Here is a 14822-nt window from a genome sequence, read left to right as displayed (position 1 = left end):
CCATGCTGGTGCAAAGCACCAACACGGGGCAAACCCCGTGCCCATGCGCCATTCGGACCAACAGCATTGTCACAATCTGACTGGATGATCAGGAGTTTTGCCGAGCTGGCGTGCGCCAGCTGCTGGCAGGCAACTTGCTGAACCGGCAGCCACCCAGTTGGCCGACACCCACGAACCGAGGAGAACCCACCGATGCGCCACCACCCCTGGACCAGCTTTTCCCGCCATGCGCTGAGCGCTGCCGTGGCCATCGTCGTTGCCGCGCCCGTGATGGCGCAGAACACCACCTCGGCTGTGGGCGGCCGGGTGGTCGACCCCGCCGGCAAGGCCGTGGCTGGCGCCACGGTGACCATCCTGCACACACCCTCGGGTTCGGTCAGCACCGCCACCACCGACAGCGACGGCCGCTACGCCGCCCGCGGCCTGCGCACCGGCGGCCCGTATACCATCACCATCCGCCAGGGCGGGCAGACCGAGACGCGTGACGGCATCAACCTGGCGCTGGCCGAGACGCTGACGCTGGACGCCACCCTGGGCACCGCCACCGTGGTGGTCACTGGCGCGGCCATCAACCAGACCTTCAACCGCGGCAACATGGGCGCGGGCACGCAGCTGGGCAGCGCCCAGATCAACGCGCTGCCGTCGATCCAGCGCAACCTGCAGGACTACGCCCGCACCGACGCCCGCGTGGCCCAGACCGACAAGGACCGCGGCGAGATCTCGGCCCTGGGCCAGAACAGCCGCTTCAACTCCATCACCATCGACGGCAGCAGCATCAACGACCCGTTCGGCCTGGAGAGCAACAACCTGCCGACGCTGAAGCAGCCGATCTCGATGGACGCCATCCAGTCGGTGCAGATCAACGTCAGCAACTTCGATGTGACGCAGAAGGGCTACACCGGCGCCAACATCAATGCGGTCACCAAGAGCGGCGGCAACGACTTCAGCGGCAGCCTGTACTACGTCTTCCGCGACGAAGACCTGGCGGGCAAGCGCTACAACCGCACCACCAACACCTACAGCGACCCGGCCGCCTTCAAGGACACCACCAAGGGCTTCACCCTGGGTGGGCCGATCATCAAGGACAAGCTGTTCTTCTTCGGCGGCTACGAGGAGTACAGCAGCTCGCGCTCCACGCCGGCCTTCGGCCCGGTGGGCAGCACGCTGACCAATGTGGGCATCACGCCCGAGCAGATCACCGCGGCCCAGGCAGCGGCCCGCGGCTACGGCTTCGACGCCGGCACGGCGACCACGCCTGCCGGCGCCGAGCTGCTGGTCAAGGACACCCTGCTCAAGTTCGACTGGAACATCACCGACCGCCACCGTGCCAGCGTGCGCTACAGCAAGACCGAGCAGACCGAGCCGATCTTTGCCGGCTTCAGCCCCACCACGCTGTCGCTGAACACCTACTGGTACACCGAGACCAAGGTCAATGATTCGCTGGTGGGTCAGTGGTTTGCCGACTGGACCGACAACTTCTCCACCGAGTTCAAGATCTCCAAGCGCGGCTACCAGAGCGAGCCCAAGTCGATCGCCGACCTGCCGCAGATCGCACTCGAATTCACCGGCGCACCGCCGGCCGGCACCAGCGGCCGCACCCGCACGCTGCGCTTCGGCATGGAGCAGTTCCGGCACTTCAACCGCATCGACACCAGCACGCTGGACACCTACCTGGGCGCCACCTGGAACCTGGGCGACCATGAGCTGAAGTTCGGCGCCGACTACCAGTCCAACGACATCTTCAACGCGTTCGTCAACAACAGCAAGGGCGTCTACCAGTTCAGTGGCGCCGACCCGGTGGCGCTGTTCATCGCCGGCACGCCCACCACCTACACCCTGCGCGTGCCGATCAACGGCACCAAGATCGAGGACGGCGCCGCCGACTGGAACCTGCAGAACCTGGGCCTGTTCCTGCAGGACACCTGGAAGGTCAACCGCCAGCTCACCCTGATGGGCGGCCTGCGCGTGGACCACGCGATGACCGGCGACAAGCCGTTCGCCAACCCCGCCTTCAAGACCGCCTTCGGCCTGGACAACACCGCCACCATGGACGGCCGCACGCTGCTGCAGCCACGGGTGGGCTTCAACCTCAACCTCACGCCCAAGGATGGCCGCCGCCTGCAGGTGCGCGGTGGTGCCGGCCTGTTCGAAGGCTCGGCGGCCAGCGTCTGGCTGACCAACCCGTACCAGAACACCGGCATGTTCAATGCCTCGTTCACCTGCGGCGTGGGCACCACGCCTTGCCCGGCCGGCCTGCTGTTCACCCCGGATACCGCCAACCAGCCGCTGATTACCGGCTCGGTGCCGGCGGCGGCGGTTGACGTGATCGCGCCCAACCTGCGCCAGCCGTCGATCTGGAAGTTCAACCTCGCCGTTGACCATGAACTGCCCTGGTGGGGCATGCTGGCCAGCGCCGAGTGGGTGCACACCGACGTCAAGTCCAGCCTGCACTACACCCACCTGAACCTGGGCGCGCCCACTGCCACCGGTCCCGATGGCCGGCCGCTGTTCTACAACGCCGTCGGCCGCACCGCCGCGGGCTGGACCGGCGCCGACGCCCCGGTGGCGGCTGTGCGCAACCGTGCCAACCGCAACGCCGCCTTCAGCGACGTGCTGCTGGCCGAGAACACCACCGGCGGCCGCGGCGATGCGCTCACCCTGTCGCTGTCGGGCTCGGTGGCGCGCAGCCTGAACTGGAACGTGGCCTACACCTACACCGAGGCCACCGAAGTCAACCCGCTCACCTCATCGACCGCCATCTCCAACTGGAACGGCCGGGCCATCTTCGATCCCAACGAGGAAAAGGCCGGCCGCTCGGCCTACATGATCCGCGACCGGGTGACCAGCGGTGTGACCTGGGGCAAGGCCTTCGTCGGCAGCTACAAGACCTCGCTCGGCCTGTTCTACGAAGGCCGGCGTGGCCGCCCGTTCAGCTGGACCTACCGCAATGACCTGAACGGCGACGGCATCTCGGGCAACGACCTGATGTACATCCCCAGCGCGCCGGGCTCGGGTGAGGTGGAGTTCTTCGGCGCCACCGCTGCCGAGAAGCAGGCCAACGAGGACCGTTTCTGGGCCATCGTCAACGGCAACAGCGAGCTGTCGTCGGCCAAGGGCCGGGTGGTCAGCCGCAACAGCGGTTATGCGCCCTGGGTGAACACCTTCGACCTGCGCATCAGCCAGGAGCTGCCGGGCCTGTTCGGCAAGCACAAGGGCGTGATCTCGCTGGACATCCTCAACGTCGGCAACCTGATCAACAAGCGCTGGGGCCGCATCGACGAGGTGGGTTTCAATGGCGGCAACATCGGCGGCGTGCTCAGCCGCGGCGGCAGCGCCCGCAGCTTCGTCAACTACGCCGGCATCAACGCCGCGGGCAAGTACATCTACAACACCCAGAACGAGGTCGAAGACTTCACCACCAAGCAGACCAAGGGCGAGAGCCAGTGGGCCGCCCAGGTGACGCTGCGCTACGAGTTCTGACGGCGGCGCACCGCCACAGCTGACAAGGGGCGCCACGGCGCCCCTTTGTCATGCCTGGCGGTCGATGCGCACCGCCAGCACCACCGAGGTCGTCGTCTTGAGCACGCCGTCCACCTGGCCGATGGCATCGAGCAGCGCATCCAGCCGCTGGGTGCTGGGCGCCTGCAGCACGGCGATGTAGTCGAACTCGCCGCTGACGCTGCTCAGCTGCACCAGCTCGGGCAGCTTGCCCAGCGCTGCCACCACCGCCGGGCCGCTGCGTGGCTGCACGGTGATGCCCACATGCGCCCGCAGCGGCGGCCGCGCGGCATCCTGCCCCAGGCGCAGGGTGTAGCCCACGACCACGCCGCTGCGCTCCAGCCGCGCCAGCCGCGCCACCACGGTGGTGCGGGCCACCCCCAGCTTGCGCGCCAGGTTGGCGGTGCTTTCGCGGGCGTTGGCCTGCAGCAGGCTGATCAGCTGGCGGTCGAGGTCGTCGGGCTCCATGGCTGCATTCTGCCGTTTCGGCAATGCTGGTTGACAAAACGTCGAAACACCGCAGTCTTTCGACGAACTCACGCTTTCATCCGTCACCGAGGTTCCGCAGACTGCCGGCATTGCCCACCTGCCCACGGAGCCTCCCATGCACATCGCCCTGCTCGGCGCCGGCCACATCGGCCAGACCATCGCCCGCCTGCTGGCCGCCACCGGCGACTACCAGGTCACCCTGATCGACAAGAACCCGCAGGCGCTGGCGCGCGTGTCGGGCCCGGGCATCACCACCCGCCAGGTCGACACCGAGGACCAGCCCGCCCTGCTGGCCGCGCTGCGCGGCCACGACGCCGCGGTCAACGCACTGCCCTACCACCTGGCGATTGCCACCGCCACGCTGGCCCGCGAGGCCGGCTGCCACTACTTCGACCTGACCGAGGACGTGGCCGCCACCCGCGCCATCCAGCAGCTGGCCGACGGCGCCCGCACCGCCTTCATGCCGCAGTGCGGCCTGGCGCCGGGCTTCATCGGCATCGTGGCCCACCACCTGGCCCAGGGCTTCGACACCCTGCACGACGTGAAGATGCGCGTCGGCGCGCTGCCGGCCTTTCCCACCAACGCGCTGAAGTACAACCTGACCTGGAGCGTGGACGGCCTGATCAACGAGTACTGCCACCCCTGCGAGGCCATCCGCGACGGCCAGACGCTGGAGGTGCTGCCGCTCGAAGGCCTGGAGCACTTCAGCCTGGACGGCACCGAGTACGAGGCCTTCAACACCAGCGGCGGCCTCGGCACGTTGTGCAACACGCTGGCCGGCCGCGTGCGCACGCTGGACTACAAGAGCGTGCGCTACCCCGGCCACCAGGCGCTGATGAAGCTGCTGCTGGAAGATCTGCAACTGAAGGACGACCAGGCCACGCTGAAGGACATCCTGCGCAAGAGCGTGCCCGGCACCATGCAGGATGTGGTGCTGGTGTTCGTCACCGTCAGCGGCCTGCGCGACGGCCAGCTGCTGCAGGAGGTGTTCGCGCGCAAGATCTTTGCCGACCGGTCGGAGACACACCCGCTGTCGGCCATCCAGATCACCACCGCCGCCGGCATCTGCGCGGCGGTGGACCTGTTCCGCGAAGGCAAGCTGCCGCAAAGCGGCTTCATCCGGCAAGAGCAGGTGGCGCTGCCCGACTTCCTGGCCAACCGCTTCGGCAAGGCCTACCAGCAGAGCCGCCAGGTCGAGAGCATCGGTTGATTGATGGATGATGCCGGCATGAGCACTGCACACACCCTTCTCACCACCCTCGGCGTGCCCGAAGCCGCCTTCACCGGCGGCACGCTGCGCGCCCGCTCGCCGATCGACGGCAGCACCACCGGCCTGGTGCATGCGGCCACGCCGGCCGATGTGACGGCCGCCGTCGGCCGCGCCCATGCGGCCTTCCTGGCCTGGCGCAACACCCCGGCGCCGCGCCGCGGCGAGCTGGTGCGCCTGTTCGGCGCCCAGCTGCGCACCCACAAGGCGGCGCTGGCCGCGCTGGTCACGCTGGAGGCCGGCAAGGTCAGCAGCGAGGGCGAGGGCGAGGTGCAGGAGATGATCGACATCTGCGACTTCGCGGTGGGCCTGTCACGCCAGCTGCACGGCCTGACCATCGCCAGCGAGCGCCCCGGCCACCGCATGATGGAGCAGTGGCATCCGCTGGGTGTGGTGGGCGTGATCAGCGCCTTCAACTTCCCTGTCGCGGTGTGGGCCTGGAACGCCGCGCTGGCCCTGGTCTGCGGTGACAGCGTGGTCTGGAAGCCCAGCGAGAAGACACCGCTGACGGCACTGGCCACGCAGGCGCTGTTCGATGCGGCGCTGCGCGACTTCCGTGCGGCGGGCAATGAGGCGCCTGACGATCTGAGCCAGCTGCTCAACGGCCTGGCGCCGGTGGGCGAGGCGTTGGTGGACGATGCGCGGGTGGCCCTGGTGTCGGCCACCGGCTCCACCCGCATGGGCCGGGCGGTCGGCCCGCGGGTGGCGGCGCGCTTCGGCCGCTGCCTGCTGGAGCTGGGCGGCAACAACGCCATCATCGTGGCCCCCACGGCCGATCTGGACCTGGCGGTGCGCGGCATCCTGTTCGGCGCCTACGGCACGGCGGGCCAACGTTGCACCACCACGCGCCGGGTGATCGCGCACGCCAGCATCCACGATGAACTGGCGGCGCGGCTGGAGCGCGCCCGCGCCAGCCTGCAGGTGGGTGATCCGCGCACGCCCGGCGTGCTGGTCGGCCCGCTGGTGGACGAGACGGCGTTCAACGCGATGCAGGCCGCGCTGGACCAGGCGCGTGACCAGGGGGGCACGGTGGCTGGTGGCGCGCGCGTGCCGGTGGGCGGCCATGCCGACGCCTGGTACGCCGCGCCGGCCCTGGTGCGCATGCCGGCGCAGACGGTGGTGGTGCAGCACGAGACCTTCGCGCCCATCCTCTACCTGTTGACCTACGCGTCCCTCGACGAGGCCATCGCGCTGCAGAACGGCGTGCCGCAGGGCCTGTCGTCGGCCATCTTCACCAATGACCTGCGCGAGGCCGAGGCCTTCTTGGCCGCCTCGGGCAGTGATTGCGGCATCGCCAACGTCAACATCGGCACCAGCGGTGCCGAGATCGGCGGCGCCTTCGGCGGCGAGAAGGAGACCGGCGGCGGCCGCGAGAGCGGCAGCGACGCCTGGAAGAACTACATGCGCCGCGCCACCAACACGGTGAACTACTCGCGCGCGCTGCCGCTCGCCCAGGGCGTCAAGTTCGACATCTGAGCCCCCGGCCGGGGCCTCGCTTCCGGGGCATCACTTGTCGATGCCCCACTGCGCCAGCAGGAAGGCATAGGCCTCGGCCCGCTCGTTCAGCGCATCGAAGCGGCCCGAGCTGCCGCCGTGGCCCACCTCCAGGTTCACCTTGAACAGCAGCGGGTTGGCATCTGTCTTCAGCGTGCGCAGCTTCGCCACGTACTTGGCCGGCTCCCAGTAGGGCACCTGGCTGTCGTTCAGGCCGGTGCGCACCAGCATCGCCGGGTAGGCGCCGGGCTTCAGGTTGTCGTAGGGGCTGTAGGCGCGGATCCAGCGGTACTGCGCCAGCACCTTGGGGTTGCCCCATTCCTGGAACTCGCTGGTGGTCAGCGGGATGGTCTCGTCGAGCATGGTGTTGATCACGTCGACGAACGGCACCTCCGACACCACCGCGCGGAACAGCTCCGGCCGCTGGTTCACCACCGCGCCCATCAGCAGGCCGCCGGCGCTGCCGCCCAGGATGGCCAGCTGCGCCGGGCTGGTGAAGCCGCGGGCGATCAGCGTCTCGGCGCTGGCGATGAAGTCGCTGAAGGTGTTCTGCTTGCGCTCCATCTTGCCGGCCTGGTACCAGCTGCGGCCCAGCTCGCCGCCGCCGCGGATGTGGGCGATGGCGAACACCACGCCGCGGTCCAGCAGCGACAGCCGGGGGCTGCTGAAGAACGGATCGGTGGGCGCACCGTAGCTGCCGTAGCCGTACAGCAGCAGCGGCTGCGGACCGGGGCGGCGCAGGTCGCGCCGCCAGACCAGCGAGACCGGCACGGCCGTGCCGTCGGGCGCGCGGGCGCTGATGCGCTCGGTGGCGTAGCGCGCCGGGTCGTAGCCGCCCAGCACCGGCTGGCGCTTGCGCAGCACGCGCTCGCGCGTGTCCAGCTGGTAGTCGTACACCGTGGCCGGCGTCACCATCGATTCATAGGCGAAGCGGAAGCTGGTGGTGTCGAACTCGGCGTTCTGGCGCGCTTCCACGCTGTAGGCGGCCTCGTCGAACTGCACCAGGTGCTCGGCCGCGGCAGCCGCGCCGCGGCGCAGGTCGCGCACCCGCAGCGCATGCAGGCCGTTGCGCCGCTCGGTCACCACCAGGTGGTGGCGGAACACATCCACCCGCTCCAGCATCAGGCCCGGCGCGGCGGCGATCAGCTCGGTGGGCGTGCCGCGCTGCGGCGCGCGGGCGTCCACCGTCACCAGGCGGAAGTCGGGCCCGGTGTCGTTGATGCGCAGGTAGAACAGGCCGGCGCGGTGGTCCAGGTCGTACAGCACGCCGGGGCGGCGCGGCAGCACGGTGCGCCAGGCGCTGGTGGGCGCCCGGGCATCGAGCACGCGGGCGTCCGATTCATCCTTGCTGCCGGTCTCCAGCACCAGCCAGCGGCCATCGCGGGTGCTGCGCACCTGGATGTCGAAGCGGGCATCGGGCTCGGTGTGCACCAGCACCGCCGGCTTGCCGCTGCCGGGTACGGCGCGCCACAGCTGGTGGCTGCGCTTGGCGGCGTCCATGGTCACGTAGAACAGCGTGCGGCTGTCGGCCGCCCAGGCGGCGCTGCTGACCTCGGGAACGCGCCAGTCCAGGTCGCGGCCGGTGGTGATGTCGCGCAGCTGCAGCACATAGTCGCGGCCGCCGGTCTCGTCGGTGGCGAAGGCCACGCGCCGTCCGTCGGGGCTGACCTCCTGCAGCGGCAGCGACAGGTACTTCTTGCCCTCGGCCATGCGGTTCAGGTCGAACAGCACCTGCTCGGGCGCGGCGGGGTCGAAGCGGCGGTCGGGCCCCACCGCGGCGCGGCGGATGTGGATCGGATAGGCCGCGCCTTCCTTGGTGCGGCTGGAGTACCACCAGCGGCCCTGGCGCCAGGGCACGGCCTCGTCGTCCTGCTGGATGCGGCCCAGCATCTCGTCGTACAGCGTCTTCTGCAGGCCGCGGTGCGGCGCCAGCCAGGCCTCGGCATGGGCGTTCTCGGACTTCAGATGCGGCAGCAGGCGCGGGTCGTCGCGCTGGCGCATCCAGAAGTAGTCGTCGGTGCGGGCATCGCCGTGCACCGTCACGTCCTGCGGCGTCTTCGGCGCCACCGGGCCGGCGGCCTGGGCCATGGCCAGCGTGGCCAGGCCGGCGAGCAGCAGGGCGCCGATGGTGCTGCGGGTGTGCCGCAGCGCGGTGCGGGTCAGGTCCTTCATGGGGGCTCCGTCGGTGCGGCGCTGCGTGGGGTGGTGGCGGCGCCGTGGCTGTGCATTGTGGCGGCCGTCCAGGCACGGCGCGGGCTTCGGGCATCATGCGGGCGCTGCCGTCCCCTCCCGTTCCTGCATGAGCGTCTTCCTCTTCAAGCGCCTGTTCACCTTCCTGGCCACGCTGGCCGTGGCCTCGGTGCTGGTGTTCACCGTGCTGGAGCTGCTGCCGGGCAACGTGGCCCAGGTGATGCTGGGCGAGACGGCCACGCCCGAGTCCATCGCCGCGCTGGAGAAGAAGCTGGGCCTGGACCAGCCGCCGCTGCAGCGCTACCTGCACTGGGTGGCCGGCCTGCTGCAGGGCCGCACGGCCAACAGCTTCTCCTACGACACACCCACCGCCGAGCTGATCGCCGAGCGGCTGCAGGTGACGCTGCCGCTGGGCGTGCTGGCGATGGTGCTGACCACGGTGCTGGCCCTGGCCCTGGGCATCTACGCCGCCGCCCGCCACAACCGCCTGGGCGACGTGAGCGTGATGGCCGCCAGCCAGCTGGGCATCGCCATTCCAAGCTTCTGGTTCGCGATCCTGCTGATCCTGCTGTTCGCGGTGCAGCTGCAGTGGGTCAGCGCGGGGGGCTTTCCCGGCTGGACGGAAGATGACGGCGGCGGCCTGGTCGACGGTCTGAAGGCGCTGATCCTGCCGGCCATCGCGCTGGCGCTGGTGCAGGCGGCGATCCTGGCGCGGGTCACCCGCTCGGCGGTGCTGGAAGTGATGCGCGAGGACTATGTGCGCACCGCCCGCGCCAAGGGCCTGTCCCGCCGGCAGACGCTGTGGCGCCATGTGCTGCGCAACGCCATGATCCCGGTGCTCACCATCATGGGCCTGCAGTTCGCCAACCTGATCACCGGCACCATCGTGGTCGAGAACGTGTTCGTGCTGCCCGGCATCGGCCGGCTGGTGTTCCAGGCCATCGCCAACCGCGACCTGGTGGTGGTGCGGGATGTCGTCATGGGCCTGGTGGCGGTGGTGGTGGTGGTCAACTTCCTGGTCGACGTGCTGTATGCGGTGGTCGACCCGCGCTTGAAGGCGTCTGACGCATGAGCGCCGCCACCATCCCGCAGCCGCGTGGCCTGCCCGGCTTCGGCGCGCGCGCGCTGCGCAACCCCAGCTTCCTGGTCGGCGCCACACTGTCGGCGCTGCTGCTGCTGGCCGCCGTGGTCAGCCTGTTCTGGTCGCCCTACCCGCCGGCCGAGATCGACATCCCGTCCAAGCTGCAGCCGCCCAGCGCCGCCCACTGGCTGGGCACCGACAGCCTGGGCCGCGACATCGCCAGCCAGCTGCTGGTCGGCGCGCAGAACGCCATCGTCGTGGGCCTGGTGGCGGTGAGCATCGGCGTGGTGATCGGCGTGGCCCTGGGCTGCCTGGCCGCCGCCCGCCGCGGCTGGGTGGACGAGCTGGTGATGCGCGCGGCCGACTTCACCTTCGCCTTCCCGGCGCTGCTGTCGGCCATCATGCTGGGCGCCATCTACGGGCCCGGGCTGTTCACCGGCATCCTGGCCATCGGCATCTTCAACATCCCGGTGTTCGCCCGCATCAGCCGCGGCGCGTCGCAGGCGGTGTGGGCGCGTGAGTATGTGCTCGCATCGCGCGCAGCCGGCTTCGGGCCGTGGCGCATCACGGTCAACCATGTGCTGCCCAACATCGCCAGCGTGCTGATCGTGCAGGCCACGATCTCGTTCGCCACCGCCATCCTGGCCGAGGCGGCGCTCAGCTACCTGGGCCTGGGCACGCAGCCGCCGCAGCCCAGCTGGGGCCGCATGCTCAACGAGGCACAGACCCTGCTGTTCCAGGCGCCGATGCTGGCCGTCTACCCCGGCGTGGCCATCGCGCTGAGCGTGCTGGGCCTGAACCTGATGGGCGACGGCCTGCGCGATCTGCTCGACCCCAAGCTGGCGCGCAAGCGCTGACACGCCGCCCGGCGTACAATCGTGGGTTGCCTGCGTTTGGCGTGCGCCGGCGCACCGAGCTTCCCGCACGGCATCTGCACGGCCCCCGACTGTCCGCACCCCGGCTCCGCTCCCATCGGCGCCCCTCGGGTCGCCGGCCCCGGGCCTGCCGCCGACCCTCTGCCTGCCCATCCGATGGCGCAGTGCCCCAGTACCCAATTTCCGGAGATCCCCGCCCCATGGCCAAGGAAGAACTGATCGAGATGCAGGGCAAGGTGACCGAAGTCCTGCCCGACTCGCGTTACCGCGTCACGCTGGACAACGGCCACGAGCTGATTGCCTACACCTCCGGCAAGATGCGCAAGCACCACATCCGCATCCTGGCGGGCGACGCGGTGTCGCTGGAGCTGTCGGCCTACGACCTGAGCAAGGGCCGCATCACCTTCCGCCACATCGAGCGCCGGGGCCCGGGCCCCGACCAGCAGCGCAGCGCGCGCTGATCAGCGCGACCGCCACGCCAGCGCCAGGCTGGCCGTGGCCGATGTCGCCTGGCGGGTGAGCGGGCTGCGGGCGGCGTCGCCCTGCAGCTGCGACAGCGCCAGGCCCCCCACCAGCGTCCAGCGGCTGCCCAGCGGCACCTGCAGCACCGCGCCGGCGTGCACATCCAGCAGCCCGGCGTCCGCCGCGTAGGCGGCGCGGCCGGTGCGCAGCGCCACATCGGGCGCGATGCCGAAGTAGGTCTGCATGTGGCGGCTGTCGGCCCAGGTGGCGCCCACCCCCACCGAGGCCCGCGTCGCCGGCCATGGCGCCCAGCCGTAGCCCAGGCCCCAGCCCAGCTGGCCGCCACCGTCGCGCCCCAGCAGATCGGCCGAGTAGGCCAGGCTGGTGCTGAAGCCGCGGCCCGGCTTCCACCCCAGGTTCAGGCGCCCGCGCAGGGTGCTGCGGATCTCCGGCAGGCCAGCCAGTGCCGGGTCGTCGCCCGGACCGCGGCCGTTGTCGAAGCGCAGGCCCAGGTTCAGCGACCAGCGGTCGCCTTCGATCAGGTCGGCGCTGGCACCGGAATGCTTCTCGGTGGTGGGCGCGCCCAGCAGCCCGGACGAGCGCGCGCCGCTGAGGCGGAAGCGCCCGTAGCGCACCGACCACAGCGGCCGCAGCTTCTGCACGCGGTCGCTGGCGCCGGCATAGGTGGGGGCGTCGATCACCGCCAGGCCCAGCGCGTAGGTCAGGCTGCTGCCGGCCACCGGCTCGGCCAGTTCAGCCGGTGCAGGCGCGGCCTGGGCCAGGGCGATCAGCGGCAGCAGCAGGCCGACGGGCAGGCCTGCAAGCAGGCGGCGTGCAGCCGGGGGGGCGGTCAAGGGCATCCAGTCTCCAGGGCGCATGCGGGCCGGCATGCCCGGCGCCGCGACCGCGGCAGTGTGCGGCCGGCTTCTGAAGCACGCCTTAAGCGCCGAGCCGATGCCCCACAATCCTGTGATGACGCCCCCACGCTCACGCCGTTCGCTGCCCCCCGCGGGCGCTGTCCGTCCCTTCGGAACGGCAGGGCGGGACTGACCATGCCCGCCAATGTCGAGATCAAGGCCCGCATCGCCAGCGTGGACGCGCTGCTGCCACTGGCCCAGGCGCTCAGCGACGACAAGCACCTGCAGCGCATCCACCAGGACGACAGCTTCTTCGCCGTGCCGCATGGCCGGCTGAAGCTGCGCGTGTTCAGCGACGGCAGCGGCGAGCTGATCCACTACCACCGGCCCGATGCCGCCGGTCCCAAGCTGTCGGACTATGTGCTGGTGCCGGTGGCCGACCCCGACAGCCTGCGCGAGGCGCTCACCCGCGCCTGCGGCCTGGTCGGCCGGGTGCGCAAGCACCGCATCCTGGTGCTGGTGGGGCCCACGCGCATCCACCTCGACCAGGTCGAGGGCCTGGGTGAGTTCCTCGAGCTGGAGGTGGTGCTGCAGCCCGGCCAGACCGAGGCCGACGGCACCGCCATCGCCCACGACCTGATGGCCCGCCTGGGCGTGGAGCCGTCGCAGCTGCTGCAGGGCGCCTACCTCGACCTGCTGCGCGCGCAGGGCGCCGGCGGCCGATGACAGGCGTTGCTGGCCAGGCACCGCTGCTGGCGGTGGACGACCTGCGCGTCACGCTGAACACGCCCCGCGGCCCGGCCGATGCGCTGCGCGGCATCTCGTTCCAGCTGCAGCGCGGCCAGACGCTGGGCCTGATCGGCGAATCAGGCTGCGGCAAGAGCATCACCGCGCTGGCGCTGATGGGCCTGCTGCCCGAATCGGCCCGCGCGGCCGGCAGCCTCCGGCTCGACGGCCGCGAGCTGCTGGGCCTGCCCGAGGACAGCTGGTGCCAGCTGCGCGGCAACCGCCTGGCCATGGTCTTCCAGGAACCGATGACCGCGCTGAACCCGCTGCACCGCATCGGCCACCAGATCGCCGAGCCGCTGCGCCTGCACAAGGGCCTGAGTGCCAGCGCCGCCCGCGCCGAGGCGCTGCGCCTGCTGGAGCGGGTGCAGCTGCCGCAGGCGGCGCAGCGGCTGGAGGCCTATCCGCACCAGCTATCGGGCGGCCAGCGCCAGCGGGTGGTCATTGCCATCGCGCTGGCCTGCGGGCCCGATGTGCTGATCGCCGACGAGCCCACCACCGCGCTGGACGTGACCATCCAGCGCGAGGTGCTGGACCTGATCGCCCAGCTGGTGGCCGAGGACGGCATGGCCCTGCTGCTGATCAGCCACGACCTGGGCGTGATGGCCGAGAACGTGGAGCGGCTGCTGGTGATGTACGGCGGCACGGTGGTCGAGGCCGGGCCGACGGAGGCGGTCTTCCACCACCGCGCCCATCCCTACACCCGCGGCCTGTTCGCCGCCCGGCCGCAGCTGGGGCTGCGCGCCGCGGCCCAGTCTGCCGGGGGCGCCGGCCGCCGCCACCGCCTGGCCACCATCCCCGGCCGCGTGCCCGAGCTGATCGACCTGCCGGCAGGCTGCGGCTTTGCCGACCGCTGCGGCCTGGCGCAGGACGCCTGCCGCGCCGGCCCGCCGCCGCCGCTGCAGATCACCCCCGACCATCTGGCGCGCTGCCTGCGGCTGGATGCGGCGCAGGGGCTCGCATGACGGACACCCTCCTTGAGGTCACCGACCTCGTCAAGCGCTACACCCTGCCGCGCCAGCGGCTGCTGGCCGCGCCGCCGGTGGTGCGGGCGCTGCAGGGCGTCAGTTTCCAGCTGCGCGCCGGCCGCAGCCTGGGCGTGGTGGGCGAGTCGGGCTCGGGCAAGAGCACGCTGGCCCGCCTGGTGATGGCGCTGGAAGCCCCCACCGCGGGCAGCGTGCGCCTGGCCGGACAGGACCTGCACCGGCTGGATGCCGCCGCGCTGCGCCGCGCCCGGGCCAGCTTCCAGATGGTGTTCCAGGATCCGTTCGGCTCGCTGGACCCACGGCAGACCGTCGGCCGCATCGTCGCCGAGCCGCTGGCCGCGCAGGGCGAGACCGCGCCGGCGCAGATGCAGCAGCGCGCCGCCGAGATGCTGGATGCGGTGGGCCTGCGCGCCAGCGATGTGTCCAAGTACCCGCATGAGTTCTCCGGCGGCCAGCGCCAGCGCATCGCCATCGCCCGCGCCCTGGTCACCCACCCGCAGCTGATCGTGGCCGACGAGCCGGTCAGCGCGCTGGATGTGTCGGTGCAGGCCCAGGTGCTGAACCTGATGCAGGACCTGCAGGACCGGCTGGGCGTGACCTACCTGTTCATCAGCCACGACCTGGCGGTGGTGGACCTGGTGTGCGACGAGGTCATCGTGCTCTACCAGGGCCGGGTGGTGGAGCAGGGCACGCCCGAGACGCTGTTCAACGCCGCCGCCCACCCCTACACCCGCGCGCTGATGGAGGCCGTGCCCGGCGCCCGCCCGCGCGCCCAGGCCGCCGCCAGCCGCCGCCAGCGCAGCCTGCTGCCCGCCGATGCCGACCCCGGCGCCGCGG

The 14822-nt window shown here is 71.0% G+C and carries 12 protein-coding genes; 9 read left to right on the top strand and 3 right to left on the bottom strand.

Annotated elements, in window-relative coordinates; translation table 11 throughout:
• Nucleotides 1-192 precede the first annotated feature (192 nt).
• Entirely contained in the window at nt 193-3480 is a 3288-nt protein-coding gene (locus FFT10_RS19020; protein WP_137734449.1) for a TonB-dependent receptor, read from the top strand.
• A 48-nt stretch (nt 3481-3528) separates the two neighbouring features.
• On the opposite strand, the gene FFT10_RS19015 is transcribed toward FFT10_RS19020, so the two are convergent.
• A complete protein-coding gene (locus tag FFT10_RS19015; protein ID WP_137734448.1) occupies nt 3529-3966 on the bottom strand; it encodes an Lrp/AsnC family transcriptional regulator in 438 nt (145 codons plus the stop codon).
• A gap of 136 nt (nt 3967-4102) precedes the next feature.
• On the opposite strand from FFT10_RS19015, the gene FFT10_RS19010 reads away from it, so the two are divergent.
• The gene (locus FFT10_RS19010) at nt 4103-5197 is read left to right on the top strand and encodes a saccharopine dehydrogenase family protein (protein ID WP_137734447.1); all 1095 of its coding nucleotides are present in this window, start codon (nt 4103-4105) and stop codon (nt 5195-5197) included.
• A gap of 18 nt (nt 5198-5215) precedes the next feature.
• Nucleotides 5216-6730: an L-piperidine-6-carboxylate dehydrogenase gene (gene amaB / locus FFT10_RS19005; RefSeq protein WP_137734446.1), complete on the top strand. Its 1515-nt coding sequence runs from the start codon at nt 5216-5218 to the stop codon at nt 6728-6730.
• 30 nt (nt 6731-6760) lie between these two features.
• Here the strand turns inward: amaB and FFT10_RS19000 are convergent, their stop codons facing one another.
• On the bottom strand, nt 6761-8920 hold the full coding sequence (locus tag FFT10_RS19000; RefSeq protein WP_228027184.1) for a S9 family peptidase: 2160 nt from the start codon (nt 8918-8920) through the stop codon (nt 6761-6763).
• A 127-nt stretch (nt 8921-9047) separates the two neighbouring features.
• On the opposite strand from FFT10_RS19000, the gene FFT10_RS18995 reads away from it, so the two are divergent.
• From FFT10_RS18995 to infA, 3 genes are all read left to right on the top strand, one after another.
• Nucleotides 9048-10010, top strand: coding sequence for an ABC transporter permease (locus FFT10_RS18995; protein ID WP_137734445.1), 963 nt, complete (start codon nt 9048-9050; stop codon nt 10008-10010).
• Nucleotides 10007-10876, top strand: coding sequence for an ABC transporter permease (locus FFT10_RS18990; protein ID WP_137734444.1), 870 nt, complete (start codon nt 10007-10009; stop codon nt 10874-10876). The genes FFT10_RS18995 and FFT10_RS18990 overlap by 4 nt, the downstream gene beginning before the upstream one ends.
• Before the next feature lie 218 nt (nt 10877-11094).
• A complete protein-coding gene (gene infA / locus FFT10_RS18985) occupies nt 11095-11355 on the top strand; it encodes a translation initiation factor IF-1 (protein WP_137734443.1) in 261 nt (86 codons plus the stop codon).
• Here the strand turns inward: infA and FFT10_RS18980 are convergent, their stop codons facing one another.
• Nucleotides 11356-12216, bottom strand: coding sequence for a MipA/OmpV family protein (locus tag FFT10_RS18980; RefSeq protein WP_162520843.1), 861 nt, complete (start codon nt 12214-12216; stop codon nt 11356-11358).
• Between the two features lie 192 nt (nt 12217-12408).
• Between FFT10_RS18980 and FFT10_RS18975 the strand changes: the two genes are divergently transcribed.
• The 3 genes from FFT10_RS18975 to FFT10_RS18965 form a co-directional block, all read left to right on the top strand.
• A complete protein-coding gene (locus FFT10_RS18975) occupies nt 12409-12939 on the top strand; it encodes a class IV adenylate cyclase (protein ID WP_137734441.1) in 531 nt (176 codons plus the stop codon).
• On the top strand, nt 12936-13964 hold the full coding sequence (locus tag FFT10_RS18970; protein ID WP_137734440.1) for an ABC transporter ATP-binding protein: 1029 nt from the start codon (nt 12936-12938) through the stop codon (nt 13962-13964). Before FFT10_RS18975 ends, FFT10_RS18970 begins: the two co-directional genes overlap by 4 nt.
• The coding region (locus FFT10_RS18965) for an ATP-binding cassette domain-containing protein (RefSeq protein WP_137734439.1) at nt 13961-14822 on the top strand (862 nt) is incomplete at its 3' end. The genes FFT10_RS18970 and FFT10_RS18965, both read left to right, overlap by 4 nt.

This window comes from Pseudaquabacterium pictum (genome assembly GCF_005403045.1).
GTDB classification, from domain to species: domain Bacteria; phylum Pseudomonadota; class Gammaproteobacteria; order Burkholderiales; family Burkholderiaceae_C; genus Pseudaquabacterium; species Pseudaquabacterium pictum.
The sequence above is the reverse complement of the archived record's forward strand: the minus strand, read 5'-3'. Positions and strand labels throughout refer to the sequence as shown.

Coding starts and splice junctions, on each gene's coding strand:
- FFT10_RS19020 (WP_137734449.1), top strand. CDS start 193: ATGCGCCACCACCCCTGGACCAGCTTTTCCCGCCATGCGCTGAGCGCT.
- FFT10_RS19015 (WP_137734448.1), bottom strand. CDS start 3,966: ATGGAGCCCGACGACCTCGACCGCCAGCTGATCAGCCTGCTGCAGGCC.
- FFT10_RS19010 (WP_137734447.1), top strand. CDS start 4,103: ATGCACATCGCCCTGCTCGGCGCCGGCCACATCGGCCAGACCATCGCC.
- amaB (WP_137734446.1), top strand. CDS start 5,216: ATGAGCACTGCACACACCCTTCTCACCACCCTCGGCGTGCCCGAAGCC.
- FFT10_RS19000 (WP_228027184.1), bottom strand. CDS start 8,920: ATGAAGGACCTGACCCGCACCGCGCTGCGGCACACCCGCAGCACCATC.
- FFT10_RS18995 (WP_137734445.1), top strand. CDS start 9,048: ATGAGCGTCTTCCTCTTCAAGCGCCTGTTCACCTTCCTGGCCACGCTG.
- FFT10_RS18990 (WP_137734444.1), top strand. CDS start 10,007: ATGAGCGCCGCCACCATCCCGCAGCCGCGTGGCCTGCCCGGCTTCGGC.
- infA (WP_137734443.1), top strand. CDS start 11,095: ATGGCCAAGGAAGAACTGATCGAGATGCAGGGCAAGGTGACCGAAGTC.
- FFT10_RS18980 (WP_162520843.1), bottom strand. CDS start 12,216: ATGCCCTTGACCGCCCCCCCGGCTGCACGCCGCCTGCTTGCAGGCCTG.
- FFT10_RS18975 (WP_137734441.1), top strand. CDS start 12,409: ATGCCCGCCAATGTCGAGATCAAGGCCCGCATCGCCAGCGTGGACGCG.
- FFT10_RS18970 (WP_137734440.1), top strand. CDS start 12,936: ATGACAGGCGTTGCTGGCCAGGCACCGCTGCTGGCGGTGGACGACCTG.